The 25,634-nt window shown below is 69.5% G+C and carries 26 protein-coding genes; 12 read left to right on the top strand and 14 right to left on the bottom strand.

What is annotated here, in order from left to right; translation table 11 throughout:
- The first annotated feature begins 29 nt into the window (after positions 1-29).
- Positions 30-737 (top strand): VOC family protein, encoded by a 708-nt coding sequence (locus tag LZ199_RS02160; protein ID WP_253991953.1) that lies wholly within the window; start codon positions 30-32, stop codon positions 735-737.
- Between the two features lie 50 nt (positions 738-787).
- Here the strand turns inward: LZ199_RS02160 and LZ199_RS02165 are convergent, their stop codons facing one another.
- The 5 genes from LZ199_RS02165 to LZ199_RS02185 are packed head-to-tail and all read right to left on the bottom strand — an operon-like array spanning position 788 to position 3,930.
- Entirely contained in the window at positions 788-1,267 is a 480-nt protein-coding gene (locus tag LZ199_RS02165) for an FAS1-like dehydratase domain-containing protein (protein ID WP_253991954.1), read from the bottom strand.
- A gap of 5 nt (positions 1,268-1,272) precedes the next feature.
- Positions 1,273-1,668, bottom strand: coding sequence for a MaoC family dehydratase (locus LZ199_RS02170; protein ID WP_253991955.1), 396 nt, complete (start codon positions 1,666-1,668; stop codon positions 1,273-1,275).
- A gap of 36 nt (positions 1,669-1,704) precedes the next feature.
- Positions 1,705-2,835, bottom strand: coding sequence for an SDR family oxidoreductase (locus tag LZ199_RS02175; protein ID WP_176436814.1), 1,131 nt, complete (start codon positions 2,833-2,835; stop codon positions 1,705-1,707).
- Positions 2,836-2,858: 23 nt separating this feature from the next.
- On the bottom strand, positions 2,859-3,455 hold the full coding sequence (gene coaE / locus LZ199_RS02180; RefSeq protein ID WP_253991956.1) for a dephospho-CoA kinase: 597 nt from the start codon (positions 3,453-3,455) through the stop codon (positions 2,859-2,861).
- Positions 3,456-3,465: 10 nt separating this feature from the next.
- Positions 3,466-3,930, bottom strand: a complete 465-nt coding sequence (locus tag LZ199_RS02185; RefSeq protein WP_253991957.1) for a hypothetical protein — start codon at positions 3,928-3,930, stop codon at positions 3,466-3,468.
- Between the two features lie 132 nt (positions 3,931-4,062).
- Between LZ199_RS02185 and LZ199_RS02190 the strand changes: the two genes are divergently transcribed.
- The 6 genes from LZ199_RS02190 to LZ199_RS46445 all read left to right on the top strand — a co-directional run bounded on the left by LZ199_RS02190 (position 4,063) and on the right by LZ199_RS46445 (position 10,321).
- Positions 4,063-4,563 (top strand): cytochrome c family protein, encoded by a 501-nt coding sequence (locus LZ199_RS02190; protein ID WP_253991958.1) that lies wholly within the window; start codon positions 4,063-4,065, stop codon positions 4,561-4,563.
- A gap of 4 nt (positions 4,564-4,567) precedes the next feature.
- Positions 4,568-5,188 (top strand): ribosome biogenesis GTP-binding protein YihA/YsxC, encoded by a 621-nt coding sequence (yihA, locus tag LZ199_RS02195; RefSeq protein ID WP_141646363.1) that lies wholly within the window; start codon positions 4,568-4,570, stop codon positions 5,186-5,188.
- 80 nt (positions 5,189-5,268) lie between these two features.
- Positions 5,269-6,954, top strand: a complete 1,686-nt coding sequence (locus LZ199_RS02200; RefSeq protein WP_323389073.1) for a DUF6178 family protein — start codon at positions 5,269-5,271, stop codon at positions 6,952-6,954.
- Positions 6,955-7,104: 150 nt separating this feature from the next.
- Complete coding sequence (gene exoJ / locus LZ199_RS02205) at positions 7,105-8,391, top strand: spore coat polysaccharide polymerase ExoJ (protein WP_253991959.1); 1,287 nt, start codon at positions 7,105-7,107, stop codon at positions 8,389-8,391.
- Positions 8,381-9,529 carry a spore coat polysaccharide biosynthesis glycosyltransferase ExoK gene (gene exoK, locus LZ199_RS02210; protein WP_253991960.1) on the top strand — a complete coding sequence of 383 codons (1,149 nt, stop codon included), beginning with the start codon at positions 8,381-8,383 and terminating at the stop codon, positions 9,527-9,529. Before exoJ ends, exoK begins: the two co-directional genes overlap by 11 nt.
- Before the next feature lie 102 nt (positions 9,530-9,631).
- The gene (locus LZ199_RS46445) at positions 9,632-10,321 is read left to right on the top strand and encodes a DUF4097 family beta strand repeat-containing protein (RefSeq protein ID WP_267145135.1); all 690 of its coding nucleotides are present in this window, start codon (positions 9,632-9,634) and stop codon (positions 10,319-10,321) included.
- A gap of 180 nt (positions 10,322-10,501) precedes the next feature.
- Here LZ199_RS46445 and LZ199_RS02225 read toward each other — a convergent pair whose 3' ends face one another.
- Genes LZ199_RS02225 through LZ199_RS02240 form a run of 4 tightly spaced genes read right to left on the bottom strand, consistent with a single transcriptional unit; the run spans position 10,502 to position 14,246 of the window.
- Positions 10,502-11,596: a quinone-dependent dihydroorotate dehydrogenase gene (locus LZ199_RS02225; RefSeq protein ID WP_253991961.1), complete on the bottom strand. Its 1,095-nt coding sequence runs from the start codon at positions 11,594-11,596 to the stop codon at positions 10,502-10,504.
- Positions 11,597-11,606: 10 nt separating this feature from the next.
- Positions 11,607-12,602: an amidohydrolase family protein gene (locus tag LZ199_RS02230; RefSeq protein ID WP_253991962.1), complete on the bottom strand. Its 996-nt coding sequence runs from the start codon at positions 12,600-12,602 to the stop codon at positions 11,607-11,609.
- A 46-nt stretch (positions 12,603-12,648) separates the two neighbouring features.
- Positions 12,649-13,377 (bottom strand): Smr/MutS family protein, encoded by a 729-nt coding sequence (locus LZ199_RS02235; protein ID WP_253991963.1) that lies wholly within the window; start codon positions 13,375-13,377, stop codon positions 12,649-12,651.
- A 47-nt stretch (positions 13,378-13,424) separates the two neighbouring features.
- Entirely contained in the window at positions 13,425-14,246 is an 822-nt protein-coding gene (locus LZ199_RS02240; protein ID WP_253991964.1) for a TerB family tellurite resistance protein, read from the bottom strand.
- A gap of 55 nt (positions 14,247-14,301) precedes the next feature.
- Here LZ199_RS02240 and folD point away from each other — a divergent pair, with 55 nt between their 5' ends.
- The 3 genes from folD to LZ199_RS02255 all read left to right on the top strand — a co-directional run bounded on the left by folD (position 14,302) and on the right by LZ199_RS02255 (position 17,801).
- Positions 14,302-15,165, top strand: coding sequence for a bifunctional methylenetetrahydrofolate dehydrogenase/methenyltetrahydrofolate cyclohydrolase FolD (folD, locus tag LZ199_RS02245; RefSeq protein WP_253991965.1), 864 nt, complete (start codon positions 14,302-14,304; stop codon positions 15,163-15,165).
- Positions 15,166-15,297: 132 nt separating this feature from the next.
- Positions 15,298-16,266, top strand: coding sequence for an esterase/lipase family protein (locus tag LZ199_RS02250; protein WP_253991966.1), 969 nt, complete (start codon positions 15,298-15,300; stop codon positions 16,264-16,266).
- 422 nt (positions 16,267-16,688) lie between these two features.
- Positions 16,689-17,801 carry an esterase/lipase family protein gene (locus LZ199_RS02255; protein WP_253991967.1) on the top strand — a complete coding sequence of 371 codons (1,113 nt, stop codon included), beginning with the start codon at positions 16,689-16,691 and terminating at the stop codon, positions 17,799-17,801.
- Positions 17,802-17,817: 16 nt separating this feature from the next.
- On the opposite strand, the gene LZ199_RS02260 is transcribed toward LZ199_RS02255, so the two are convergent.
- The 3 genes from LZ199_RS02260 to LZ199_RS02270 all read right to left on the bottom strand — a co-directional run bounded on the left by LZ199_RS02260 (position 17,818) and on the right by LZ199_RS02270 (position 20,989).
- Positions 17,818-18,456, bottom strand: coding sequence for a TIGR02265 family protein (locus tag LZ199_RS02260; RefSeq protein WP_253991968.1), 639 nt, complete (start codon positions 18,454-18,456; stop codon positions 17,818-17,820).
- Positions 18,457-18,559: 103 nt separating this feature from the next.
- On the bottom strand, positions 18,560-19,180 hold the full coding sequence (locus LZ199_RS02265) for a TIGR02265 family protein (RefSeq protein ID WP_253991969.1): 621 nt from the start codon (positions 19,178-19,180) through the stop codon (positions 18,560-18,562).
- 573 nt (positions 19,181-19,753) lie between these two features.
- Positions 19,754-20,989, bottom strand: a complete 1,236-nt coding sequence (locus LZ199_RS02270) for an OmpA family protein (protein WP_253991970.1) — start codon at positions 20,987-20,989, stop codon at positions 19,754-19,756.
- 286 nt (positions 20,990-21,275) lie between these two features.
- Between LZ199_RS02270 and LZ199_RS02275 the strand changes: the two genes are divergently transcribed.
- Complete coding sequence (locus tag LZ199_RS02275; RefSeq protein ID WP_253991971.1) at positions 21,276-22,220, top strand: ADP-ribosylglycohydrolase family protein; 945 nt, start codon at positions 21,276-21,278, stop codon at positions 22,218-22,220.
- Positions 22,221-22,626: 406 nt separating this feature from the next.
- Positions 22,627-24,159, top strand: coding sequence for a sensor histidine kinase (locus LZ199_RS02280; protein WP_253991972.1), 1,533 nt, complete (start codon positions 22,627-22,629; stop codon positions 24,157-24,159).
- Between the two features lie 119 nt (positions 24,160-24,278).
- On the opposite strand, the gene LZ199_RS02285 is transcribed toward LZ199_RS02280, so the two are convergent.
- A complete protein-coding gene (locus LZ199_RS02285; RefSeq protein WP_253991973.1) occupies positions 24,279-24,695 on the bottom strand; it encodes a hypothetical protein in 417 nt (138 codons plus the stop codon).
- Entirely contained in the window at positions 24,692-25,564 is an 873-nt protein-coding gene (metF, locus tag LZ199_RS02290) for a methylenetetrahydrofolate reductase [NAD(P)H] (RefSeq protein WP_253991974.1), read from the bottom strand. Before metF ends, LZ199_RS02285 begins: the two co-directional genes overlap by 4 nt.
- Positions 25,565-25,634 lie beyond the last annotated feature (70 nt).

Consider the following 25,634-nt stretch of genomic DNA (forward strand, 5'->3'; position numbering starts at 1 on the left):
CTTGGCCCGGGGCGCGCGGGAGGCATTCCATGAAGCATGACGCCAGCATTCCGGCGCTTCCCTGTGTGGAGCTGGAGCCGACACTCGAGTTCTATGGCCGGCTGGGGTTCGAGGTGACGTATCGGCAGCGTGCGCCAAACCCATACGCGGCGACGCGCAGAGGGGGCGCCCAGCTCCACTTCTTCGGATTGAAGGAACTGAAGCCCGAGGAGGGCTACAGCTGCTGTCTCATCATCGTGGAAGAGGTGGAGAAGCTGCACGAGGGCTTCTCGGCCGCGCTGCGCGAGACCTACGGCAAGGTCCCCGTGCGAGGCATTCCGCGCATCACCCGGATGAGGAAAGGGCAGACGCGCTTCACCGTCGTCGACCCGTCCGGCAACAGCGTCATGTTCATCCGTCGCGACGAGCCGAGTGGTTACGGTGACGACGAAGATGCCTCCGCCACGCACCTGGGCAAGGCGCTGAAGACCTCGCGGAGGTTGAGAGACTTCAAGGGAGACGACGCCATGGCCGCGAAGGTCCTCGACGCCGCGCTGAAGAAGCCCGACGCGGGGACGACGCTGGAGCGGGCGAGGGCGCTCGTGGCACGGGCGGAGCTGTCCGTGGCCCTGGACGACGTGTCGCGCGCGGGGGCGTGGCTTCGTGAGTTCGATGACCTGCCGCTCTCGGCCTTGGAGCGAGCGACGCTTCGTGAGGACCGGGCCGCGATCGACCGACTCCTGCGCGCCCAGGCGTAGTGCACGGGCCCGAGAGAAAGTGTTCCCCGGCCCGGCCCCACGTCCGGCGACTAGCTCCGGATGACGCCCGTCCAGAGGCCCTTCACCACGACGTCGCCGCGCTGGTTGCGCGACTCGGTGGCGACGACGACGAACTCCATGCCGGCCTTCCCGTAGATGTTCTCGATGCGGCCCGTGGTCGTCATCACGTCGCCCGGACGCATGACGTCCAGGAACTCCAGCTCCTGCTCGCCGTGCACCAGCATCAACAGATTCACGCCCAGCTCCGGGTCCGCGACGGCCGCGCCGAACGGGCGGATGGCGAACACGACGGCGAAGCTTGGGAACGCGATGATGTCCCCGTACGGGCCCTTCTTCGCGGCGGCGTCGTCGTAGAGGAGGGGACTGACGTGCTCAGGCGGCTCGCCTGGCGTGCCGGCGGCGGGATGCGCGCCTCCCACGGCCAGGGCGAACTCGCGCAGCTTCTCCGCGCCAATCGTGTACGTGTACGGGCCGTATTCCCGGCCGATGAAGCGCTTGTCGATGGCCATGGCGACTATCCGAGGGAGGCTTCGACGATGGCGCCCTTGAGGACGGCCTCGCCGCGCTGGTTGGTGGCGGTGACTTCCGTGGTGAGCCGGTCCGCTTCGAGGGCTATGACTTTGCCTTCGAAGGTCACGACGTCCTCCGGACGCACGGGGCGCGAGAAGCGCACCTTCACCTTGCGGATGCGGCCCGGGTCCCCCACGAAGAGGCCGACGGCTTCCACCGCCCAGGCCAGCGTGCAGAGGCCCTGCAGGATGACGCCGTTCAGGCCGGCCACCTTGCCGACCTCCGGGTCGATGTGGATGGGATTGAAGTCCCCGGATGCGCCCGCGTAGTAGATCGGCCTGTACAGGTCGCACTCGCGGACGTGCGTGAAGGTGTCGCCTACCTGGAAGGTACGTGCCATGAGGCCCTCCGCTTTAGCACGGAGGACCCTGCTCGCTCACCCCGTCGCGGTGCCCTGGTCCAACGGGTCATCCACCTCGGAGCCCTCGCGGCGCTTGCGGTACTGCTCGCGCACGTACGCCACCAGCTGGTCCAGATACGAGGACAGGGGAGGGCACCTCACCCCCGTGCCGTCCAGGAGCTCCAGCGTGTTGTGGCAGTTGTAGATGGCCAGGTGGTTGACGTAGCTGATGGCCGCGCGCTGCGGCCGGGCCAGCTTCTCCAGCACCGGCAGCCGCAGCATCACGTCCGCCGCGCGCGCCGACAGGTTGAAGCGCGGCAGCTTCTTGTTCGCCTTCTCCGCGATGAGCTCGTACACCCGCCGCGCGCTCATGGGGTTCGGGTCCACCAGGTGGAACGTGCGGCCCGCGGCGCGAGGGTCCTTCCCCAGCCGCCACACCGCCTCCACCACGTAGTCCACCGGCACCACGTTGAGCGGCGCCACGCCGTTGCCCGGCAAGGGCAGCGGCACCACCAGCGGCGACGTCACCAGCAGGATGCCCAGGTAGTAGGGCCCCTCGAACTTGTCGATCTCCCCCGTGCGCGAGTCGCCCACCACGCTGGACGGCCGGTACACGGTGACGGGCAGTGTGGAGCTGGCGCGCATCACCAGCCGCTCCGCCTGGAACTTCGTCTCCTCGTACGGATTGCGGAAGCCCTGGCCCCGGTCCAGCTCGTCCTCGGCGATGACGCCCACGCGGTCGCCGGACACGTAGCAGGTGGAGAAGTGGTTGAAGCGCGCCAGGTGCTCGCAGTCCCGCGCCAGCTCCAGCATGTTGCGCGTGCCGTCCACATTCACGCGCCACGCGGTGTCCTTGGCCACGCCCAGCTGCGCCACCGCCGCCAGGTGGAAGATGTCCGTCACCCGCTCGCACAGGCGCTGGTACTCCTCGCCCGACAGGCCCAGGTGCATGTCCACCACGTCACCGGTGAGCAGCTCCACCGTGGCGCCCTTCAGCTTGGACGCGTGCTTCTGCGCTTCCTTGAGCGCCTTGGGCTGCACCAGCGCGTAGACGTGCCCTTTCGGGTCCTCCCGCGCGATGTGCTCCACCAGCCGCTTGCCGATGAACCCCGGATAGCCGGTGATGAAATACGTCCCAGCACCGGTCTTCTTGCGCGTCTCGCTCATTGCGCGCGGAGCATACTCGCCCGTCAGCCGCGCGCGAGCATGGCGCGCCAGACCGACTCCACTTGCCCCCGGGTGGAGGACAAGTCCCCGCTGTTGTCGATGACCCACGTCGCGTGCGCCCGCTTGTCGTCCAGGGGGAGCTGGGCGGCCAGCCGGGCCTCGGCCGCCGTCGCGTCCAGCCCGTCACGCGCCATCAGCCGCGCTTTTTGCAGGTCCCGGGGCACCCACACCAGCGCCACCCCCTCCATCCACTCGTGCATCCCCGCCTCCACCAGCAGGGGGACGTCGTAGATGACGCGCTCCACGCCCCGGGCCTCCAGGGCCTGGACCTTCTCCACGAAGGCCTCGCGCACCAGGGGGTGGGTGATGGCGTTGAGCGCCGCTCGCTCCGCGTCGTTTCCGAACACGCGCGCGCCCAGCCGGGCCCGGTCCAATCTCCCATCGGCGCCCACGACGCCGGGGAAGCGCTCGGCGATGGCCGCGAGGCCCGGAGTCCCTGGCTCCACGACTTCGCGCGCGAGCACGTCCGCGTCCAGCACCTCCGCGCCCAATTCCCGCAGCATCCGGGTGACGGTGCTCTTGCCGGAGGAGATGCCGCCCGTCAGCCCGAAGACGTGCACGGTGGGGGCCTTACTTCGCGGCCTTCTGCGTGGTGAAGGTGAGCGACTGCACCGTCTTGCCGTCTTCGTTGAAGAAGATGGCCAGCCCCAGCTTCGGGTAGAGGAAGTAGGTGCGGAAGTCGTCCGTCAGCTTGCGCTGGTAGCACGGCGTCGCGGGCACGGGGCCGGAGGGGCAGGCGGGGCCGTAGCTCGTCTCGATGGTCTCCTTGTCGATGACGGGCCCGGGGAACACGTCGATGCGCTCGACGAGCCCGCTCGCGTCCACCTTGAACTGCGCCTGGCTGGTGCCCTTGATGGCCTCCTTGCCGAGGTAGGCGATGGTCTCCTTTCCCTCCTGCGCCACGGTGCGCGAGGGCTCGCCGAACTTCTTGACGACCTCGTCCTTCTTGGTGACGCCGGGCTCCACGCCCTGCCACGGCTTGGCGACGGCGGGGAAGGCGACGGCAATCACGGCGAGCGCAATCAAGGTCCTCATCACGACTTCCTCCCTAATGGAAAGGGCGGGCGGGGCTCAAGCGCTGCCCTCTCTTTTCAACGGATGATTCCGACGGGCATTCAACCACGAGACGCCTTGCCCCGTCCGGGGGGGAGTGCTACTTCGCGAGCCATGCGCGCTCCTGGCTCCAGGATTCTTCCCGTCCTTCTGCTGGCCCTCTGTGGCGTGGCCGGGGCGGCCGACTTCGTCGGCGCTGACAGCTGCAAGGGCTGCCACCCGGAGGCCTACGAGGCGTGGATGCAGTCCAAGCACGCCCGGGCGGTGAGCTCCCTCTCCGAGCAGCAGCAGAAGGACGGCCGCTGCCTGTCCTGCCACTCGCCGGACCAGGTGGCGCAGACGCAGGCCAGTGTGAGCTGCGAGACATGTCACGGGGGCGGGCAGTACTACTCGCCCGAGTACGTGATGAAGGACCCGGAGCTGGCGCGCCTGGTGGGGTTGGTGGACCCGTCGGAGAAGCAGTGCCGCTCCTGCCACGACGCCTCCTCGCCCTCCTTGCGGCCGTTCGACTTCAAGGAGTCGCTCAAGGCCATCGACCACTGGTCGGCCGAGCGCGCCCGCCGCGCCGCCCGGACCGAGGCTCCGGCCACTCCCCCCTCCACCGCGAAGAAGTAGCCGCTTGATCAAGATTCTCGACGCCCGATTCGTCGTCACCGCCGTGGAGCCCAAGGGCTACCCGCAGGGACACACCGCCGAGGTGGCCTTCGTGGGCCGCTCCAACGTCGGCAAGTCCTCCATGATCAACACCCTCACCGGCCGCAAGAAGCTGGTGCGCGTGTCGAACACCCCGGGCCGCACCCGGACGCTCAACTTCTTCGACGTGGACCTGGAGCGCGGCACCTTCCGCCACCAGGTGCGCCTGTGTGACTTGCCGGGCTACGGGTTCGCCCGCGCGAGCAAGGCGGACAAGGCCCAGTGGGAGCAGATGATCACCACCTACCTCGAGAAGCGGCACCGGCTCGAGGTGGTGGTCAGCATCATCGACGCGGAAGTCGGCCCCACGCCGGATGACCTGGCCACGCTGGACTATCTGCAATCCCACAAGCGCAAGGTGCTGGTGGTGGCCACAAAGATTGACCGGCTCACCAAGGCCAAGACGCTGCCCCGGCTCCAGGAGCTGTCGCGCCAGCTGGACCTGCCCATGGAGGCCATCCTCCCGTTCTCCTCCACGGAGCGGCGGGGCGTGGACGAGGTCTGGGGCGCGCTGCTGGACACCTTCGGCAAGGCCTCCCGCGTCTGAGCGGGTGCTCCATCGGGTAGTCGCCGCTCCTCACGGCGTTCCCCTCCCGACGGGGGAGGCGCTGTGGTAGGCACGCCGCCGTGTCCTCCGAGAACGGCAAGGGTAATGGCAGGGATTCGCAGCTCGCCTTGCGCGAGCTGCAGCAGCAGTTGATGAGGCTGTCACCCCGGAGGCGCATGGAAGCGCTTCTGGAGGGTGCGGATGCAGCGGCGGTGGTGCGCGCCCTGCCGCCGGAGAGCCTCTACGTCACCATCCAGGAGGTGGGGCTCGAGGACGCGACGGAGCTGGTTCAGCTCGTGTCGCCCGCCCAGTTCCGCGCCTTCGTGGACCTGGGGGCCTGGAAGCGCGACAAACTGGACTCGCACGCCGTGCTGACGTGGCTGCGCGCCGCGCGGGGCGGCTACGACGACACCCCGGAGTTCCTGCGCAAGCTGCACGCGGTGGACATGGAGGTGCTGGAGTACCTGCTGCACGAACTGGTCGCCGTGCATGACCTGGAGGAGAACCCGGACGTCAACCCGCAGGGCGTGACGCTGGAGACTCCGGAAGGCCGCTACCTGGTCGAAATCAAGGCCGAGGGCGCGGAGATGTCCGCGGTGCGGGCGCTCGTCACCGACCTCATCGCGGAGAACCCCTTCGAGGCCGTGCGCCTGCTGGAGGCCGTGCGCTGGGAGGTCCCCGCCGAACTGGAGGAGACGGCCTTCCAGTTCCGCAAGGCGCGCCTGCTGGACCTGGGCTTCCCGACGCTGGAGGACGCGATGGCGCTCTTCAGCCGCGTGGACGTGCCGGCGCGGCGGCCCTCGAACACCACGACTCCGTCGGGCACGGCGGCGCTGACGGCGCCCCACGGCCATGTGGACTACCTGGACGCGGCCTTCCGGGGGCTGACGGACCTGGAGCGGCAGAACGCGGAGGACGAGCTGGCGGGCGTGGCCAACGCGGCGCTGGTGGCGGAGCTGGCGGACCCCGGGGACCTGGATGCCGTGCGCCGGGTGGGGGAGATGGTGCGGGACTACCTCTCGCTCGGCCTGGAGCACCTGACGGGGGCGGACCCCTCGCAGGCCACCGAGGTGCTGCGCGACACGCCCCTGCGGCGCATCTTCCAGACGGGCTTCACGCTGACGCTCCAGCTCAAGTTCCGCGCGGACCGGCTGGCGAAGTCGCCGGGCGCGGTGGTGGACGGCGTGCTGCTGGTGCTGTCGGAGGAGGGCGCCGCGCTGGAGGCCCTGCGCCGCAAGCGGCCCCGTCGCACCCTCAAGGTGGAGGGCGCGGAGCCGGTGCCGTTCCGCTCCCTGCGCGAGGTCGCCGCCAGCGAGGCCGTGCTGGCGCGCGCGGAGGCCCAGGTGGAGGTCCTCCGGGGCGTGCTGGGTGGCACTCCGGAAGCCGCGCATCAGGCGGTGGCCCGCTTCGGTGTCCCGCTGGAGACGCTCGGCGTGGAGCGGCTCTTCGCCGCCGTGGTCGCCATGGCGGTGCTGGAGGTGAGGCCGGATGCCCGCCCGGTGCCGCTGGGGCGCACGGTGGAACTGGGCCAGCGACTCTTCGAGGGCTCCCCGCAGGCGCCGCGCCTGCTCGCCTCCGCGTCGGAGCGCGCCGTGTCGGGCCTGGAGGGCGCGGTGGCCCCGGAGGCTCGCGCGGAGCTGCGGCGCATGGTGGGTGTGACACTCACGCGGCTCTTGTCGGAGCTGGGCGCGGCGTGGCTGGAGGACGAGAAGTGGAGTCCCGTCGTGTCCGAGGTGTTGCCCATGGAGAGCAGCCCGGTGCCGTAGCTTTTTCAGGGTGGGAGGCCTTCCGGTAACCCGGGGGCCTCGCCGCCCGTGGAGATCCGGGCGCTTGCGAGCCCGGGCCCTGGCACGCCCTCTGCTTCTGCCTGGCGCACGCGAAGGTGTACGCGCGTGAACTGCCAGAGGAGGAGGGACATGGTGCCGGGAGAGCAGGGGCAGCGCCGTGACGTGTGGGCCTTCTATGCGCTGACCGCATTCGCCGCGGTGATGTACGCGGTGCCGGGTGAGTGGATCCCCGTGCTGGCGCCGCTTCGGCTGGCGCTGCTGACGTCAGTCGTAGCCGCGGGTTTGATGGTGATTCGGAGGCTGGGGCGGGGGGAGCCGCTCTACCTGGATGGAGCGCGAGGCTGGGGGCTCATCGGCTTCTCGTGCCTCGCCGTGCTGTCGGTGTCGTGGGCGGTGAACGCGGAGGTGGCGCGCTTCACGGGCATCGAGCTGTTGAAGCTGACGGCCATCTACCTCACCGTCGTCAATGTCATCTCGAGCGGGCGCAGGCTCGCCGTCGTCTGCGGGTCCATTGTCCTGGCCTCCGTGGTGACGTCCATCGGCGTCATCAACTGGTACATGGTGGGGGAGAACCTGGTGGAGGGCTTCCGCGCGCGCTGGGTGGGCGTGTACGCGGACCCCAACCACATGGCGATGAACCTGGTGCTGGTGGTTCCGCTCGCGGTGGCCTTCGTGGCGCGCAAGGGCTCGCCGTGGGTGTGGCGGGTGGCGTGTCTCTTGGCGGCGGTGCTGGCGGTGGTGGCCATCGTCCTGTCGCACTCGCGCGGTGGCTTCATCGGCCTGTCCGTCGCCATGGGCCTGTGGGCGTTCCGCGAGAAGCGCCGCATCCAGGCCATCGTCGTGGGCTCGCTCTTCGTGGTGGGCCTGGTCGTCTTCGCGCCGGAGAGCTTCTGGGCTCGCAACGAGACGGTGGCGTCCTTCCACGAGGACGCGTCCGCCATGGGCCGCGTCTACGCGTGGCAGGTGGCCAGCCGCATGAGCCTGGACAAGCCGCTGTTGGGCGTGGGCGCGGGCAGCTTCCGCTACGCGTGGGCGGAGTACGCGCCCCCGGAGGCGCGGCGCGCGTACGTGGCGCACAACATCTTCCTGGACGTCGTGGGAGAGCTGGGCTGGGTGGGCCTGGCGCTCTTCATGGTGTTCGCGGGAGGCGCGTCCGGCGGTGCGTTCGCCGCGTCGCGCAGCAAGGAAGTGGGCTGGATTGCACGGGCGCTGTCAGCGGCCGTGGCCGGCTACCTGACGTGTGACTTGTTCTCCGGCTACATCCTCTCCGCGCATTGCTACGTGCTCTTCGGCCTGGCTGCCGCGGCGCACCGCATCGCCCGCGCGGCGGAGGCGACGGAGACGGTGGCTGTGCCGGGGGGCCAGGCACCCGTCGGGTCCGTGGGGGCGTGGGAGGGGTCGGGACATGCGGCGTGAAGACGTGAATATGGGGGCCAGGCCCATGCGCCTGGTGCAGTTCACCCGGTCTTTCCATATTGGCGGCACGGAGGTGCAGGTGCTGGAGCTGCTGCGGGGTCTGCCCTCCAGCTACCAGCTCCAGGTCTCCGTGCTGGAGGACGCCGGACCGCTGATGGGCGCGGTGTGGAAGCTGGGCTACGCGGCGGAGACGTTTCCCCTCAAGGGCTCCGTCGCGCAGGCCAACACCGCGTACCAGGTGATGCGCATGGCGCGCTGGCTGAAGACCAACCGCGTGGACCTGGTCCACGTGCACGACTTCTACTCCACGCTCATCGCCGTGCCCGCCGCCAAGCTCGCGGGGACCAAGGTCATCGTCGGTCGGCTGGACTTGTCCCATTGGCAGGGCAAGGCGCGGCGCGCGGTGCACTCGCGGCTGACGGCCATGGCGGACCACGTCGTCGCCAACGCGGAGGCCATCCGCCGGATGCTGGTGGAGGAGGAGGGCCTTCCCGCCTCGCGCGTCTCCGTCATCCACAACGGCCTGGACCTGGCCCGCTTCGACCTTCGCATGCGCGAGGGCCTCAAGGCGCCGCTGCCCGACACCGGCGACTCACCCGTCATCGTCCATGTCGCCAACATGAACCACCCGGTGAAGCGGCAGGAGGACCTGCTGCTGGCGCTGGCCATGCTCCACCACGGAGGCACGCCGGTGCAGGCCTTCCTCGTGGGCGACGGGCCCCGCCGCAAGGGCCTGGAGAAGCTGGCCGCGGAGCTCGGTGTGTCGGACACCGTGCACTTCCTGCGGCACCGCACGGACGTGGCCGCCATCTACGCGCGCGCCACCCTGGGCGTGCTGTGCTCCAGCGCGGAGGGCATGTCCAACGCCGTCATGGAGGGCATGGCCGCCGGCCTCCCCATGGTGGTGACGCGGGTGGGGGGGAACACCGACCTCGTTCGCGACGGCGAGCGCGGCCTCGTCGTCCCTCCCGAGCGCCCGGCCCAGCTCGCCCAGTCCATCAGCCAGCTCCTCTCGAATCCCGAGAAGGCGAAGCGCATGGGCCGCGCGGCCCGGGACTTCGTCGCCCGCGAGCTGTCCCTGGAGCGGCTGATCCGCCTCCATGACGCGTTGTACCAGCGCGTGGTCCACGGCCCCTGAGGGCATGTCAGACCGGCGTGGATACTTCGCGTCGTTCGCCGGCAATGGGGCGCCGGCCCGTCCGTAGGTGGGGTGTACGCACCCTACCTCGGAGCACCCTTCATGTTGCTGCCCCTCCTGGCCGTGCTGGCCGCCGCCGCGCCGACGACGCAGACCTGGAAGTTCGACACGGATGGAACTCCCCAGGTCCAGCTTTCCAATGTTAATGGCGCGGTCCGCGTAGATGCGGTAGACGGGAATAGTGTGGTAATCGAGGCTGTTCCGGAAAATCCCGACAGTTCCCGGAAAGCCATGAATGTGGAGGTCAGCCAGGACGGTGACGAGGTGAAGGCGAGGGTGTGCTGCGGGCCCTGCGAGGAGCGGCAGCAGTCCTGTCGGGGCGAGCAGGGCGCGGTGCGGTTGACGGTGAAGGTGCCGCGGGAGTCGGAGCTGGTCGTTTCAGTGGTGAACGGGGCGGTGGTGGTGAAGGGGGTGACGGGGCCTCAGCAGCACGCCGCGGTGAACGGCCGTGTGGAAGTGAACGGCTCGGAGCGACGTTTGTCGGTGAGTACCGTTGAGGGAGAGGTGGTACTGGCTCCCAAGAAGCTCGAGGACACCGAAGTCTCGACGGTGTCGGGCAACGTCCGGCTGAAGCTGCCGGAGCGAGCGGACGCGCGGGTGGAATTCAGCTCTGTGGGGGGTAGTTTCAACGGGAGCAGCGTGGCCCTGGGGTCGAAGAAGAAGACCTACGGCGCGGGCACCCACGAGGTGGAAGTGAGCACCGTCAGTGGCTCGCTGACCCTCCAGGAATAGCTTTCGAGGCCGCCTCCCAGTCAGGCGGCCCGGGGCGCTCGCCGGTGAAACTCCAAGGCGCCGGCGAGCGCTCACTTTTTTCTCAGTCCGCTTTGCGTCCCCACCTTCCGGTGGCGCGAGACGCGAGGCCCCCGCGAGCTTCCCCCGACCGACGAGCCGCTCACAGGGCGGCTCTGGCCTTCAGGGAGCGGGCGTCCCGGCGCTCCGGTGCTCCGCGCCAATGGCCTGCGAGGCGCTCGTGAAGCCGTCTCGTGCGAGCAGGGCGGCCAGGGCGGGGAGGATGCGGCGCACCATGCCGGGCCCCTCGTAGATGAAGCCCGTGTAGACCTGCACCACGGACGCTCCCGCGCGCAGCTTCTCGTAGACGTCCTGCGCGCTGAAGACGCCGCCCGCCCCGATGATCGGCAGCGCTCCGCCCGAGCGCAGGTACGCGCGCCGGATGACGGCGTTGGCGGCCTCTCGCACGGGGGCGCCGGACAGGCCGCCGGCCTCCTTCGCGAGCGGATGCTCGAAGGGCCGCGCCACCGTGGTGTTGGTGGCGACGAGGCCCGCGAGCTTCCGGGCGCGCGCCACGTCCACGACTTCGTCCACGGCCTCGGGCGTCAGGTCCGGGGCAATCTTGAGGAACAGCGGCTTGCCCGGGGCCACGGCGGCCAGCCGCTCCTGCACGGCGCCCAGGAGCGCGGAGAGTTGCTCGGGCTCCTGGAGCTTGCGCAGGCCCGGCGTGTTGGGCGACGAGGCGTTGACCACCACGTAGTCACCCAGGGGCGCGAGCGCGTCCACGCACGCCACGTAGTCCTCCACCGCCTGCTCCAGCGGCGTGTCCTTGTTCTTGCCCACGTTGATGCCCAGCGGCCCGGGGTGCCAGGCGCGCTGACGCAGGTGGGCCGCGGCCACGGCGGCGCCGTGGTTGTTGAAGCCCATGCGGTTGATGACGGCCTGGTGCTCCGGCAGGCGGAACAGGCGGGGCGTCGGGTTGCCGGGCTGGGGGCGGGGCGTGACGGTGCCAATCTCCACGGCGGAGAAGCCGCAGGCGAACAGGCCGTCCACCGCCTCCGCGTCCTTGTCCAGACCCGCGGCCAGGGCCACGGGGTGGGCGAAGCGCAGGCCCGCCACCTCCACGGCCAGCGCTTCGGTGACGCCCCGGAGGGCCCGTGCCCGCAGGGACTGGCACAGCTCCTGGGAGTGCCCCAGCTCCCGCAGGCCAAAGAGGCCCAGCCGGTGCGCGGGCTCCGCCGGGAGCCGGAAGAGCAGCGAGCGAGTCAGTCCGTACATGCGCGCGGGCTCAGGCGGGGATGAACGACGCCTGGCGGGCCCAGGCGAGCGTCTGGTCCACCTGCTCCGGCGTGAGGATGCCGTTGTTCTCCACCAGCTCGATTTCCCGGCGCATGTCCGTCTCGAGCAGGTAAGGACCGTCGGTGTTGATGGTGAACTTCACCTTGCGGTCCCAGAAGGTGCGGATGATGTGGCGCAGCTCCTCCACGCCCTCCACCGCCTTGGTGTGCAGGTTGGACGTCGGGCACAGCTCCAGGACGATGTCGTTCTCGCGGAGCACCTTCATCGCCGCCTCGTCATAGGCCGCGCGGATGCCATGGCCGATGCGGTGCGGCTTGAGCTTCTCCACCACGGACATGACGCCCTCGGCGCCCGTGCCGCGCGTCTCGCCGGTGTGCACCGTGCACTTCAGGCCCGCGCGCCGAGCCCGGCCGAAGAGGTCCTCGTACTGCGCCACGACCTCCGGCTTGAGCTCCATGGCGTTGGTCTCCGTGCCGGCCAGGTCGATGCCGTACACGCCGCGCGTGCGGTACTTGATGGCCTTGTCCACCAGGATGCTGTTGAGCCGGTGGTCGAACTCGCGGGCCAGGCAGAAGATGAAGCCCACCTTCACGCCGTACTCGAGCACCGCGCGGTCCATGCCCCGCAGCGCCGCGTGGATGATGTGGTCCAGGTCCAGCTCGGAGTGGAGGTTGCGCTTCATGGGGTTGAAGCGCAGCTCGATCTGCGTCACCCGGCTGCCCCGGTACTCCTTGCCGATGATTTCGTAGACGGAGCGCTCAATCGCGCTGGGCGACGACTGAATCTTCTCCGTCCAGGTGTGGAGGATCTTCAGGTAGTCGTCCAGGCTCCCCACCTTGCCCGGACGGGAGGTGATGAGCTCCACGAAGTCGAAGTACGTCTTGACCGGGAGCTTGAAGCCTTGCTGATGGGCGATGGACCAGAGGATGTGGGGGGCCACCGAGCCGCCCACGTGGATGTGGAGGTCGATCAGTTCGCGTGCCATGGCGGTATGTATGCACAGTGCCGGGCACACGTAAAGGATACCGCCGTCACCGTCTCAGCAGGACGTAGACCGCCCCCGTTCCTCCGTCTTGCGGACGTGCGGTGGCGAACGCCAGCAGCAGTCCTCCAATGCGCTTCTGTGACAACCACGACTTCATCAGCTCCTTCAGCACCGGCATCTGGTCCTTGGAGTGCAAACCGCGTCCGTGGACGATGAGCACGCACCGGTGACGGGCGCGCCGGCTGTCGGCGAGGAAACGCTCCAGCGCCGCCTTCGCCTCGGCCTGCGTCATGCCGTGCAAATCCAACTGACCCTGGATGGAGAAGTCACCCCGGCGCAGGGCGCGAAGCAGGTTGCGGTCCACACCCGGGCTGGTGCCTTCGAGGAACTCGTCCGCGCCGGAGGAGATGTCGAAGTCTCCCTGGCCGGCGACCAGCTCGGAGAGCTGCGCGAGCGCCTCCGCGTTCTCGTCGATGAGCTCCGGCAGGCGCGGGTTCGACTTGGGCGGCTCGCCCCGGTGGGTGATTTGGGCCACGCCGTCCATGGCGGAATAGAAGAGGGCGGCGTCGTCCTCGGCGCTCTCGCGGACGGGCTTCGCCTGGGTGGGGCGCGCGGGGGCTTGCGCCGGCTTGCGCTTCTGGGCCTCCGCGGCGGCGGCGCGGGCCTGGGCCTCCTTCTTCTCCTGCTCCTGGAGGGACTTGATGGCGCCCTTGAAGGGGTTGTTGTGGAACGCCTCGTCCTTCTTCTTCGGGGGGGATTTTTTCTGCGAGCTCATGGCGGGAGAAGACCTCGTCGTGGGCGATGGCGGGATGTAACCCGGGGCTACATCCCGCGCAGGCGCCGGATTTCCTCGTAGGCGTCGCGGACATCCTGGAAGCGGCGGGCCACCTCGTCGGCGTCCTCGCCCTTCAGGTGGGCATGCTTGTCCGGGTGCAGCTCCGCGGCGAGCCGCCGGAAGGCGCTCTTCACCTCGGAGTCCGTCGCGTCTGGCGTCAGCCCGAGCGCCTCGTAGTGCGCCGAGCTGTCACCCAGGTGGAGCGCGGCGATGGCGTGCTGCTCCTCGGGGGACAGCTCCAGGCCGTCGCCCACCCGGCTGAGAATCTCCCGCTCGGAGCGCTGGAGGGCGCCGTCCACGAGCGATAGTTCAAAGAGCGCGTCCAACAGCCGCCGCCGCTCGCTGGACGGCATGGCCTCCTGGCAGGCGGCCACGGCGTCATCCAGGTTCGGCGGCACGGCGATGAAGTCCTTGAGGCGCCCCCGGACGAACTCCAGCGAATCCGGGCCGTACTTGAGGACCTCCTCGAAGTAGCGGCGGATTTCGCGGACCTCCTCGCGGCGCACCTCACCGTCGGCGCGGGCGACCTCCACGAAGAGGGCGCAGAGGCTGCGCGTCAGGTGCGCGTCGGCCTCCTCCTGGACGGAGGCGGCATCGCGCGGCCCGCCGCGTCCGACGAAGGCGGAGGGTGAGAGCGGGGGGAAGTCGGCGAGCGCGTCGGGAGACTCGGCCGGCAGCGCGTTCATCTCGTCGAAGCGGTGCCCGACGAAGCCGCCCACTGCCCCGAGCAGGACAATGGCCCACGGGCTGCCGATGAGCAGCCCGACACAGAGACCTATCATCACCCCGAGCACTTTTCCTGAGCCCATGGCCGCGGTTTCCCTCCCTGCCGGGTGGGGAGTCTCTCATAGAGTGGGCCGCGCTATGGCCCAGTTGATTGACGGCAAGGCAGTGGCGGCGCGGGTACGAGCCGAGGTGAAGGCGGAGGTGGACCGGCTCAAGGCGGAGCGGGGCCTCGTCCCCGGCCTCGCCGTGGTGCGGGTAGGAGAGGACCCCGCGTCGAAGACGTACGTCACCGGAAAGAAGAAGGCCGCCGAGGAGGTGGGCTTCCACTCCTGGGAGCACCACCGGGACTCCACGGTGTCCCAGGAGGAGCTGCTCGCCCTGGTGCACCGGCTCAATGAGGACCCCACGGTGCACGGCATCCTGGTGCAACTGCCGCTGCCCCGGCACATCGACGCGGACGTCATCATCTCCGCCGTGAGGCCGGAGAAGGACGCGGACGGCTTCCACCCGATGAACGCGGGCAGCCTGCTGTTGGGCCGCGCGGCGACCCGGGCGTGCACGCCGCTGGGCGTCATGCGGCTGTTGGAGGAGATTGGCTGTGAGCCGTCCGGCAAGAACGCCGTCGTCGTGGGCCGCAGCAACATCGTCGGCAAGCCCATGGCGCTGATGCTCCTGCAGCGCAACGCCACCGTCACCCTCTGCCACAGCAAGAGCGACCTGCCGGCCGAAGTATCGCGGGCGGACATCCTTGTCGTGGCGGTGGGCGTGCGCGAGCTGGTGAAGGGCGCGTGGATAAAGCCCGGCGCGGTGGTCATCGACGTGGGGATGAACCGCAAGGAAGAGGACAACAAGCTGGTGGGGGACGTGGAGTTCGCCGCCGCCTCCGAGCGTGCGTCGTTCATCACCCCGGTGCCCGGCGGGGTGGGGCCGATGACCATTGCCATGCTCATCCGCAACACGCTCGAGGCCGCCATCCGGAGTGTTGTCCCTTCCTCCCATTGACAGACTTTGGCTGACAGGGAGTCGCTGCAATACACAGATGGCGTGTGTGTTTCGAGACGCTCCCTGCTTCGAGGGCTCACGCGCGTCCGCTCGTGACTAACTAGGGCGGGCTCTCCGGCGAGTCCTCCATCAATGCCTGTCTGTCTCGCGTCGCACCTTGTCCGTCGGCGAGTGCCTGCCTGGTTTCCATGGGCCGGACCCGACCTGAACGCCGCTCAGCGGGCCTACAGCGCGCAGGTCACGCCCTTCCAGTCCTCGGAGGTGCGCGGACTGCAGCTGGCGGATGAGATTGAGGGCGTGCTGGCGACCACCGGCGCGACGCGGGTGAACCTCATCGGTCATTCCCAGGGGGGCAGTGACGCGCTCAAGGCCGCGCGCACGCTCTACACGCGCAAGCGCCGCGCCGTGGTGGACGTCATGGTGAGCGTCTCCTCTCCACTCCGGGGTTCACCCGTGGCCAAGTTCGTGCTCGACACGGGGCCTACCGTCACGGACCTGGCCGACTTCCTGGCGAAGATCTACGGGGACGCGGTCTACGACGAGGACAGCGACCCCATCGCCGCCGTCAAGCAGCTGGTCTACGACGACTATGACCCCAACGACGGAGTCACCACGGGTGCGAAGGCATTCAACGCGGCCAACCCCATGGACGCGCGCTATGCCTCCCACCATGCGTCGCTGATGACCGCGCAGTGGGGGCTGAACCTCAACCCCTCCTTCCTGGCGGTTCAGCAGCTGTTCGTCGACATCGACGGTGATGGCTACTGCGTGGATGACTGCGACAACGACGGTGCCGCGGGGCGGGGCGACGGCATCCGCGCCGAGCGCGACGACGACGGCGTGGTGGGCATCAACTCCCAGCAGATGGGGCCGCGCCTGCGCTACACCCCCGTCACCTCTTCGCTCAGGATGGACACCATCGTCAGGGACACGTCTGTCGACCCCGTCACCAACCTGAACGCGCCAGGCTCCGAGCAGATGACGTCGATGTCCAGCGTCATCGACCAGGACCACCTGGATGTCGTGGGCTTCGGCCCGGACCTCTTCAACGAGCGCAAGTTCTACTCGGCCCTCATCCACTACATCAGCCAGAACGAGTGACGCGGGACAGGGTGGCTCACTCCCTCGCCACCGCGTAGTCGCAAGTCCAGCAACTGTCGCTCATGACCCTTGGCGCGCACGTTCCTGTCGCCGAGGGTCCGCGGCACCGTCCCGATGTATTGTCCTTTCCTCCCATTGATGGGTTTGGGCGGGGACGGTGTCACGGCAATATACAGAGGGCGTGTGTGTTTCACGACGCTCCGATGATTGGCCGCCTCTTCGCGTCCGCTCTTTCGCTAGGAAAGGCAGACGCCCTCTGGCGAGTCCTCCGCCGGGCCTGACCGCCTGGGGTTCTCGCACCGCTCCTTGTTCGCCGGTGGGTGCTGGCCCGAAAGAGCCGGACACGAGCCGTGCGGGTGGCCGACTTGCCCGCAGCGGCGCTGAGTGCCCATGCGAGCTGACGTGGGCGTGGAGTGTGAGACATGAGAGGGATTCAGACAGGGTTGGCGCTCGTCTTCGCCTGCGTGCTGGGGGGAGATGTCGCCTGGGCACAGCGGGCGCAGCGCACGCTCCACCCGGTGGTGTTCGCGCACGGCCTGAGCGGCTACGACGACCTGCTGGGCTTGGATTATTTCGGAGACGAGCTGGGCAACTTCGTGGGGGATGCGTGTGACGAGTTCCTGGAGCTGAGCTGCAACCCCTACCTCAATGCCGGGCAGCGGGCGTTTGGCGCGCAGGTGCAGGCCTTCCACTCCTCGGAGGTGCGCGGGTTGGACCTGGCGTCCGATATCGAGAGTGTCCTGGCGACCACGGGGGCGACGCGGGCGAACATCGTCGGCCACTCGCAGGGCGGCATGGATGCGCGCAAGGCGGCCAAGGTGCTCTTCGAGCGGCGGGGCCGTGCCGTGGTGGACGTCATCGTGAGCGTGTCCTCACCCCACCGGGGCTCGCCGGTGGCGAAGTACGTGCTGGACCTGGGGCCCGGGGTGACGTCCGTGCCCGCCGCGCTGGCGGCCATCTACGGCAACATCATCTACGAGGCGGGCAATGACGCCTACGCCGCCGTCAAGCAGCTCATCTACGACGACGCGGACTCCACGGACGGCGTGGTCACCGGCGCGAAGGCCTTCAACACGGCCAACCCCATGGACTCGCGCTATGCGTCCCACTACGCGTCCCTGCTCACCGCGCAGGCCGGGCTGGAAGTGAATCCCGCGTTCTTCCTGCTGCGCTTGGGGTTCTATGACATCGACGGAGATGGGTACTGCGTCGACGACTGCGACAACGACGGCGCGGCGGGGCAGGGCGACGGCGTGCGCAACGAGCGCGACGACGACGGCGTGGTGGGCATCAACTCCCAGCAGATGGGGCCCAGGCTCCGCTACAGCCAGGCGCTGCTCGGGTTGGACACCGTCACCGTGGACGGCTCGGTGGGCCCCGTGACGGACCTCAACGCTCCCGGCGCCGCGCAGATGACGTCGATGTCCAGCGTCATCGACCAGGACCACCTGGACGTCGTGGGCTTCGGGCCGGACCTCTTCAACGAGCTGGAGTTCTACGCCGCGGTCATCCACTACATCAGCCAGAACGAGTGACGCGGGACGGCGTGGCTCACTCCCACGCCACCGCGTAGTCGCAGTCCAGCAACTGCCGCTCATGGCCCTCGACGCGCACGTTCGCGGCGCCGAGGGTCCGCAGCACGGCGAGCAGCACCCCCTCATGGTACGGGGGCGGCATGAAGTCGCGCCGCATGTGGAGGCAGCCCTCGCGCTCGCTCGCCCACGACACGTGCCGCTCTCCATAGCTGACGGACGCGGAGTAGCCCCAGGGCAGGTGGTCCACCAGCCGGCGCGGTGAGCCTCCCGCAGCCGTCAGCAGTGTCTTGCCCAGCGCCGACGCCAGGAAGTCCCGCGTGGCCTGCTCACCCATCGACCGCAGGGCGGCGTCGAACCCGCCGAGTCGCGGCGCGAGCAGGCCGGCGGCGCAGTAAGTCAGGCGGAGGAAGTCATTGACGGGGTAGAGGAAGAAGGGGACGAAGCGCCGCTCCTTCGACGCCCTGAAGCACCGCGTCCGCGCCGCCTCTCCCGCCACGCGGCGGACCGCTTCCAGCACGCCCAGGAAGAACATGCCCCGCGTCTTGTCGCTCGGGGTGGTCAACGCCAGTCTCCGTGCGAGCTCCGTGAGGGGGTCCACCCCGCCGCGCTCCTCGCCCGTCTCCATGTCCATGTCCCCGCGCGTGCTCTCGTCCATGTCTTGGTGGTACGCCCCTTGGCGGGGAAACCCACGCCTCCCCGCCAGGGAGTTGAACGCCACTTCACATCCGCCGGGGCGGATGACGGAACGACGGCGTTTCCTACGCCCAGGACATGACGTATTCGCAGTCGAGCAGGCTCAAGGGGCGCCCGCGGACTCTCGCCACGCGCGTCCCCACCGCCTGCAGCACCGCCAGCAACACCCCCTCATGGTAGGTGTGGGGCATGAAGTCCCTGAACACGTTGATGCAGCCCTCGTGGGCGCTCGTCCACGTGACATGGCGCTCGCCGTAGGTGACAGCGGTGCGATAGCCGGAGGGCAGGTTGTTGATGAGGCGCCGAGGGTCTCCCGCGGCGAGCATCAAGAAGCTGCGGCCCACCACCGAGTCGAGGAAGTCATGGGTCGCCTGGGCGCCAATGATTCGCATCGCCGTCTCGAAGCCGCCCAGCCTGGGGGCGAGCACCTCCGCCGCCGCGAAGGACATCCGCAGGAAGGCGCTGACGGGATAGAGGAAGAAGGGCACGAAGCGTCGCTCGCCGGAGGCCGCCAGGCATCTCGCCGCCGCCGTCTCGCCCGACTCCCGGCGCACCACATCCAGCACCCCCAGGAAGAACATCCCCCGGGCCCGGTCCTCGCTCGCCGCCAGTCCCAGTCGCCGTTCCAACTCGCAGCCAGGGTCCAGGACTTCCCTTTCCCGGCTCCGGAACGCAATCACTGTCATGGACTCCCCCCTGACTTGGAAGTTCGAGCGCGGAGGCGTGGTGCGTCCGGACTCGCCCCTGAAAGTGAGCCAAACCGAGTAGCCTGGAAAGCCCGGCAGGATGCGACGCCGGTCGGTGTGTGCTGTCTCGACCGGGACAGTTGCGGTCCCTTCCAGACGAGGAGCCGGGACGGGCGACGTGTCCCAGTCGAGCCGGGAGGTGATGGCCAATTCACAGCACGATTCGACAGCGCCTCTCGATGTGGCGGTTTCCGAGCGTTCCAGTCCCCTGTCAGCGTTGATGAAATCATTGCCTGAGTCAATGAGTTGATGATTGCGGGCGAGCCCATGCGGGCGACGGCGCGGTGCGGCACGCTCCTCCAGCCACGCACCGCGTGTCGACGTGTGTGGGCGGCGGCGGACAGCGCGATGAGGCGCGGCCTCGTGAAGGCTCCGCGCCAGGTGGGAGGCCACGCAACCCGTGGCGGTGCCTGCTCGACGCAGCGGGCCCCCGCGTGACACTGCGCACGCGGGGGCCCGGGCTGTCCTCGTTCAGGGTGACGCGCCAGGTGTGTCGGGCGCGTCCGGTGGACTTCAGCGACTGAGGACCTGGACCTCGATGCCGCGGTTCATGTCGCGGCCCTGCTGGGTGTTGTTGGGCGCCACGGGCTGCTCGGAGCCCACGGCGGCCACGTCCACGCGATTGGCGGAGATGCCGTCCTCGACGAGGGCGGAGCGCACCGCCTCGGCGCGGCGCTGCGCGAGCTGGCGGTTGACGTTCACGTCGCCCGTGGCGTCCGTGTGGCCGGCGATGCGCACGCGGGAGTTGGGCTTCTCACGCAGCACGGAGGCCAGCTGCCCGACGCTCGCGTCGCTCTGCGGCGTCAGCGTCGCGGAGCCTTCCTCGAAGGCCACGCCGGCGAGGATGAAGCTGCGCGCGCCACTGTCGATGGCCTGACGCATGGTCTGCGCATCCCGGGCCATGGGCGGCGTGGTGCCCGCGGTGCCGGCGCCGCCCACGCCTGTGTCCACCGGGCGCTGCTGTGGCTGTGCCTGGGGCCTCGCCGGCTGGGTGACGGCCGCTTGCTCACGTCGAGGCTCGCTGCGCCGCCCTCGCGTGAGGAACCAACCGGCCAGGAGCGCGAGCAGCGCCACGGGGATGACCCAGGACAGGTTCTTCTTCTTGGGCTCCGCGTGGTGCACCGGCGCGCGTTCAATGGGCTGCTGACGCCGCACCGTCTCCACGGTGGGGACGGCGCGCGTCTCGTGGACCTCCTCGACGACGCGAGGCCCCACCGCCGCGGCGCCGCCCATGCCCAGGATGCTGCCCAGCCCCGCGGGAAGCGCGGCCGACAGCAGCGACTTCTGGCCGCCGAGGAGCTGTCCCAGCCCCGCCGCGCCCAGGCGGTTGTCGCGCACGTGCTTGCCGATGACGCTCATGATCATGGGCGCCACCAGCGCCATCATCCCGCCCGCGGACTTGCTGTTGCTGAACCCGCCCGAGCGACCGAGCGCGCTGGTGATGGTGCCCAGCTTGTCTCCGAACAGGCCATTGAGCATGCCCTGGCCGCGCTCCTCGGTGTCGGCGGAGAGGATCTCCTCATTGCCCGCGTTGGGCCCCGTGTAGCCGCCTTCGTTGAGCTGGGACATCAGCCGCTGGGCGCCTGCTTCCGTGGAGCCTCGCTCCACCACGCTCCCGCCCACCGTGGCGATGACGCCAGGGAGGGCCTTGCCCAGTGTGCTGGGGTCCTCGCCCATCGCCGAACCCATCTGCTGAATCACGTTGCCCGTGAAACGCTCACGCACCATGTCGATGAGATTGAAAGCCATGCGAATGCCTCCTCCGGTGTTCGGCACCAGTTGGCCCGGTGCGGGGAGTCGCTCATCGCCTGCATGGCGCCGGGGGCTCCGGAGCGAACGACTCTTCAGGGGACGAAGGTGCGGACCTCTTGAGGAGGGAACATCGCCCTGGAGGCGCGCTCGGTCAGGGGGGCCGTCGCACGCCTGCTCCCGGCCGGGGCCTTGCCGCGCGGGGCGTACCGGCTTGACGTCGGGCGGGCGCGAGCGCGAGCGTCCGTCATCCGACGTTTCGACGAGGGCCCCAGGGGGTTGGACCATGGTGACGCGCGAGGAGCGAATCGAGGGCGGGCTGCTGGGGCTGCTGGTGGGAGACGCGCTGGGCGTGCCCTACGAGTTCCACGCGCCGGAGGGGATTCCCCCGGCGGGCGCGATTGAGTTCGAGCCCCCCGCGGGCTTCGAGCGCTCCCACCCTGGCGTGCCGCCGGGCACCTGGTCCGACGACGGCGCGCATGCGCTGTGCCTGCTGGACTCGCTGCTCTACCAGGGGCGGTTGGACCTGGAGGACCTGGGCCGGCGCCTGGTGAACTGGCGGGAGTGGGGCTACCTCGCCGTGGATGGACAGGTCTTCGATGTGGGCATCCAGACAGACCGGGCCCTGGCCATGTTCCGCGCCGGTGTGCCCGGCACCAGCTCCGGGCCCTCGGAGCAGCGGGACAACGGGAATGGCTCCCTGATGCGCGTGCTGCCGCTGGCGTTGTGGCATCGCGGGAGCGACGCGGAGCTCGCGTCGGACGCCATGCTCCAGTCCCTGGTGACGCACGGCCACCTGCGCTCGCGGGTGTGCTGCGCGCTGTATTGCCTCTGGGCCCGTCGCGCGCTGGAGGGCTCCGCCCGGCCCTGGGACGACGCGCTCGCGGCCTTCCGCGCGCTGTACCCGGAGGGCACCGAGGCCCGCACCGAACTGGACGACGCCGTCCTCCCGCTCGGCGCCGAGGACACGCCGGGGCATGGCTCCGGGTACGTGGTGGACTGCCTCCGCTCGGCGCGGGACTGCGTGGCGAGTGACTACGGCTACGAGCACGTGGTGCGCGCGGCGGTGCGGCTGGGCCACGACACGGACACCACGGCGGCGGTGGCGGGCGGCATCGCCGGAGTCATGCTGGGCGCGCGGGCCATTCCGGAGCGGTGGCGCTCGGCGCTCCGCGGCCGCGAGCTGCTGGAGCCCCTGCTGCGCAAGCTGCTGGTGCACGCCTCACGGTGACGGGATACCGCGGGCCTCGCTCCGCCCACCCCCCCGGGGGCGGAGCGAGGCCTTCAATCCAACGCCAGCCTTCGGGGAGTCCACCCGCCCGGGCCAGAGCAGGCTCCGGCCTGCGTGGGCCGCGTCCTCCGCCATCACCACCCCGCGAATGATATGCCCAGGGTGCTTTCCTGCAACTCGATTCAAAGCCGGATTGACTGGATGTCGTGACGTCTGGCTTTGGAATTGTACCTAGGTACAACGCCAGCCATTGCGGGGCCCAGGCGCGCCTCCTCCCTCGGGTGGGGAGCGGGTGTTGGCGGCACCACAACCAGCCTAAGCTGAAAGAACTGCATTGCTGGATCTGCGTGTCGCGTTAGTATGGGGCGAATCCTGAGGGGCCAGCGCGGCCGGGGTGAGCCTGAGGATGTCGAACAAACATGAAGTGGGTGCGCTCGCGGGACGGGCGCTGGTGAGTCATGCGGGCACGCGGGACGCCTTTCGTTCCCTGCCGCCGGTGACGGAGCCCGGACGACAGGAGTCCAGACCGCTGGACGCGGCGCTGGAGTCGCGCGTGCGGTGGTTGTTGTCGGAGTACCTGGGCGCGGTGCGAAGGCGAGCGGATGGGCTGTGCATCTGGTTGATGGTGGGCCAGTGGGTCTTCGCGCTCGCGCTCGCGGCGGTGGTGACGTCCGCGCATCCCTGGGATTGGCGGATGCATCCCGGTCCGGAGCCGCTGTGGGTGGCGCTGCTGCTGGGCGGGCCGCTGTGCATCATCCCAGTGACGCTGGCGTTGCTGCGGCCGGGCGCGGTGGTGACGCGGCAGGTGATGGCGGTGACGCAGGTGCTGTGGTCCGTGCTGCTCGTGCACCTGTCGGGCGCGCGGCTGGAGACGCACTTCCATGTCTTCGGCTCGCTGGCGCTCCTGAGCTTCTACCGTGACTCCCGGGTGCTGCTGACGGCGGGGGTGACGGCGGTGCTCGCGCACGTGCTGCGAGGGATGGGCTGGCCAGCGCCGGGCGCCACGTTCTCCGGCGCGCCGGCGTGGAGCGTGCTGGAGCTGGCGTTCTGGGTGGGGTTGGTGGATGGGGTGCTGGTGCTCGCGTGCCGGGGCGTGGCGCGGGAGATGCGGAGCGTGGCGGAGCGACAGGTGCGGCTGGAGCGCGCGTACGAGCGCGAGAAGCTGGAGCGCGAGCGGACGACGGAGCGAAGCGGCCGGGAGCTGGCGGACACCCAGGAGGTGATGGCGCGCATGGAGAAGCTCGCCGCGGTGGGACAGCTGACGGCGACGGTGAGCCACGAGCTGCGCAATCCCCTGGCGGCGGCGCGCACGGCGAACGCGGCGGTGGTGCGCCGGCTGCGCAACGTGGAGGGGGCGCTGGACGACCCCCGGCTGCGGCGCTTCCTCGACATCGTCGAGCGGGAGCTGGGCGTCTGCGCCAGCCTCACGTCGGAGATGCTGGAGTTCGTGCGGGAGCGTCCGCTGGTGCTCCAGCCGTGTTCGCTGCACGGGCTGATGGAGGAGGTCATCGACGTGGTGCCCGCGCGCGACGGCGTGTCCGTGGTGAACCGCGTGCCCGCGGCGCTCGAGCCTCCCTGGGTGGACCGCGAGATGTTGCGCAAGGTCCTCATCAACCTGGTGCAGAACGCGATGGAGGCGATGCCCCTGGGACGCGGGGGTCTGGTGGAAGTGACGGCGGAGGAGGGCGTCGGCCGGGCGTTCCAGATTCGCGTCACCGACAACGGCGGCGGGATTCCGGCGGGCGTGCTGGACCACATCTTCGACCCGCTCTTCACCACCAAGGAGCACGGCACCGGCCTGGGCCTGACGGTGGTCTCCAGCACCGTGCGGCAGCACGGTGGGACGCTGCGGGTGGAGAGCCGCGAGGGGGAGGGCAGTGTCTTCACTATCTCCCTGCCGCGTGTGCGCGCGGTGGCCGGAGTCGCCTGCCCGTCGTGAGGCGCGCTCAGAGCAGCTTGGTGATGACGAGGGTGCTCGTGCCCTGGAAGCGGCCGTCTATTGTCTGAAACATCGCCTCCAGCCGCGGGCCTTTCCTGCGGGCCCGTCAGCGCCGCCCGTCAGCTCCGGAAGGCCTCGCGCACGCCGTCGCGGCGCAGCGTGAAGAGCATCCAGACGGCCACCGGCACGCCCACGACGCAGCCGGGGGACAGGATGTACAGCGCGGTGATGCCGCCCACCGTGGCCAGGCCGTAGCCCTTGAGGTTGAGCGCGCTCAGCGCCCCCCACGCGGACAGCACGCCGCAGAGGATGCCCACCAGCAGCATCAGCGCCAGCGAGACCGACAGCTCCAAGGGTGCCCCGCCCGGGCCCGCGAACGGCGACGTCACGTTCAGCGCGGCGAGCACGAAGCCCAGGATGTTGAAGAAGACGTTGAGCACGCCCGTGCACAGCAGGAAGAAGGCCGGGGCGCGGACGATTTCAATGACCTTCGCGCGCGGGTCATCGGGAGGAAGCTGGATGCCAGGACCGCTCATGTACGGGCTCTCAATGCGCTCACGATCATCCGCGTCGCCGGGGACTTGTTGAGCGTGTAGAAGTGGATGCCGGGCACGCCGCGCGACAGGAGCTCCATGCACTGCACCGTGGCGTGCGCCACGCCCAGCTGCACCACCGCGTCCGGCTGGTCCTTCACCCGCTCCAACTGCAGGCCCAGGCGCATGGGCACCGTCGCGCCGCACATCCGCGTGAAGCGCTGCACCTGCTCGAAGTTGGTGATGGGCATGATGCCGGGGACGATGGGGACGTTGATGCCCGCGCGACGGGCCCGCTCCACGAAGTCGAAGTAGAAGGCGTTGTCGAAGAAGAGCTGCGTCACCACGAAGTCCAGCCCCGCGTCGACCTTCGCCTTCAGATGACGCAAGTCGTCGTCACGGGAGGCCGTCTCCACGTGGCCCTCCGGATAGCACGCGCCCCCCAGGCAGAAGTTGAAATCCTCTTCTCGGATGAATCGCACCAGCTCCGAGGCGTAGGTGAAGCCGCCCTCGGCGGTGACGAAGGACTTTTGTCCCTGCGGCGGATCTCCCCGGAGGACGAGGACGTTGTCCAGCTTCGCGTCCGCCAGGCGCTGGAGCAGCTCCCGCAGCTCCTGACGCGAGTGGCCAACGCACGTCAGGTGGGCCATGGCCTCGATGCCCGTCTCCGCCTTGATGCGCGTGACGAGCTCCACCGTCCTGTCGCGCGTGCTGCCGCCCGCCCCATACGTCACGGAGACGAACCCGGGCTCCAGGGGCGCCAGGTCCTCCAGCGCCTTGAGCAGGTTGGCCACCCCTTCATCCGTCTTCGGCGGGAAGAACTCGAAGGAGAAGCAGGGGTTGGACGGATTCAAGCGATTACGAATCTTCATGTTGGACCCAGTGTAGACGGTCCCCGTTGGCCTTGATCGGCGAAGGTGCGCGGCTATAGTCCGCGCCGTT

The organism is Myxococcus qinghaiensis (genome assembly GCF_024198215.1).
In the GTDB taxonomy this organism is placed as follows: domain Bacteria; phylum Myxococcota; class Myxococcia; order Myxococcales; family Myxococcaceae; genus Myxococcus; species Myxococcus qinghaiensis.

What these genes read in the sequence shown, in the direction of transcription:
- LZ199_RS46445 (WP_267145135.1), top strand. Translation starts at nt 9,632, where the DNA reads ATGTTGCTGCCCCTCCTGGCCGTGCTGGCCGCCGCCGCGCCGACGACG.
- LZ199_RS02265 (WP_253991969.1), bottom strand. Translation starts at nt 19,180, where the DNA reads ATGACAGTGATTGCGTTCCGGAGCCGGGAAAGGGAAGTCCTGGACCCT.
- LZ199_RS02285 (WP_253991973.1), bottom strand. Translation starts at nt 24,695, where the DNA reads ATGAGCGGTCCTGGCATCCAGCTTCCTCCCGATGACCCGCGCGCGAAG.
- LZ199_RS02240 (WP_253991964.1), bottom strand. Translation starts at nt 14,246, where the DNA reads ATGGGCTCAGGAAAAGTGCTCGGGGTGATGATAGGTCTCTGTGTCGGG.
- LZ199_RS02275 (WP_253991971.1), top strand. Translation starts at nt 21,276, where the DNA reads ATGGTGACGCGCGAGGAGCGAATCGAGGGCGGGCTGCTGGGGCTGCTG.
- LZ199_RS02270 (WP_253991970.1), bottom strand. Translation starts at nt 20,989, where the DNA reads ATGGCTTTCAATCTCATCGACATGGTGCGTGAGCGTTTCACGGGCAAC.
- LZ199_RS02165 (WP_253991954.1), bottom strand. Translation starts at nt 1,267, where the DNA reads ATGGCCATCGACAAGCGCTTCATCGGCCGGGAATACGGCCCGTACACG.
- LZ199_RS02190 (WP_253991958.1), top strand. Translation starts at nt 4,063, where the DNA reads ATGCGCGCTCCTGGCTCCAGGATTCTTCCCGTCCTTCTGCTGGCCCTC.
- LZ199_RS02170 (WP_253991955.1), bottom strand. Translation starts at nt 1,668, where the DNA reads ATGGCACGTACCTTCCAGGTAGGCGACACCTTCACGCACGTCCGCGAG.
- exoJ (WP_253991959.1), top strand. Translation starts at nt 7,105, where the DNA reads ATGGTGCCGGGAGAGCAGGGGCAGCGCCGTGACGTGTGGGCCTTCTAT.
- exoK (WP_253991960.1), top strand. Translation starts at nt 8,381, where the DNA reads ATGCGGCGTGAAGACGTGAATATGGGGGCCAGGCCCATGCGCCTGGTG.
- folD (WP_253991965.1), top strand. Translation starts at nt 14,302, where the DNA reads ATGGCCCAGTTGATTGACGGCAAGGCAGTGGCGGCGCGGGTACGAGCC.
- LZ199_RS02230 (WP_253991962.1), bottom strand. Translation starts at nt 12,602, where the DNA reads ATGGCACGCGAACTGATCGACCTCCACATCCACGTGGGCGGCTCGGTG.
- LZ199_RS02225 (WP_253991961.1), bottom strand. Translation starts at nt 11,596, where the DNA reads ATGTACGGACTGACTCGCTCGCTGCTCTTCCGGCTCCCGGCGGAGCCC.
- LZ199_RS02260 (WP_253991968.1), bottom strand. Translation starts at nt 18,456, where the DNA reads ATGGACGAGAGCACGCGCGGGGACATGGACATGGAGACGGGCGAGGAG.
- LZ199_RS02185 (WP_253991957.1), bottom strand. Translation starts at nt 3,930, where the DNA reads ATGAGGACCTTGATTGCGCTCGCCGTGATTGCCGTCGCCTTCCCCGCC.
- LZ199_RS02160 (WP_253991953.1), top strand. Translation starts at nt 30, where the DNA reads ATGAAGCATGACGCCAGCATTCCGGCGCTTCCCTGTGTGGAGCTGGAG.
- LZ199_RS02255 (WP_253991967.1), top strand. Translation starts at nt 16,689, where the DNA reads ATGAGAGGGATTCAGACAGGGTTGGCGCTCGTCTTCGCCTGCGTGCTG.
- LZ199_RS02250 (WP_253991966.1), top strand. Translation starts at nt 15,298, where the DNA reads ATGCCTGTCTGTCTCGCGTCGCACCTTGTCCGTCGGCGAGTGCCTGCC.
- metF (WP_253991974.1), bottom strand. Translation starts at nt 25,564, where the DNA reads ATGAAGATTCGTAATCGCTTGAATCCGTCCAACCCCTGCTTCTCCTTC.
- LZ199_RS02235 (WP_253991963.1), bottom strand. Translation starts at nt 13,377, where the DNA reads ATGAGCTCGCAGAAAAAATCCCCCCCGAAGAAGAAGGACGAGGCGTTC.
- LZ199_RS02280 (WP_253991972.1), top strand. Translation starts at nt 22,627, where the DNA reads ATGTCGAACAAACATGAAGTGGGTGCGCTCGCGGGACGGGCGCTGGTG.
- LZ199_RS02175 (WP_176436814.1), bottom strand. Translation starts at nt 2,835, where the DNA reads ATGAGCGAGACGCGCAAGAAGACCGGTGCTGGGACGTATTTCATCACC.